General features: G+C 46.2%; 1 protein-coding gene. It reads left to right on the top strand.

Translation table 11 applies throughout. The features are described from left to right. A partial coding sequence (locus A3860_RS07495; protein WP_143773993.1) for a LamG domain-containing protein occupies positions 1-247 on the top strand: 247 nt, incomplete at both ends.

The following is a 247-nucleotide window of genomic DNA, read 5'->3' on the forward strand; positions in this document are numbered from 1 at the left end:
TGGAACTTTGTGGTGCTTACTTATTCGCCCACAGGGGTTACCTTGTACCTGAACGGCGTACCTGCTACTGTTAATAACGGCCCTATGCCCGTTTTAGACCTGTCGCAGCAAGCTTTCTATGTAAACCTCGATATCCATGCCCAGGGTGTTGCATACAAAGGAGCTATAGACGAGATCAAGTTTTACAACTACGCTTTAAGTCAGAACGAGGTAAGGGAAAAGATGCACCTGATACAAAGCAATGCAG

Source organism: Niastella vici (assembly GCF_002077945.1).
Lineage (GTDB): Bacteria > Bacteroidota > Bacteroidia > Chitinophagales > Chitinophagaceae > Niastella > Niastella vici.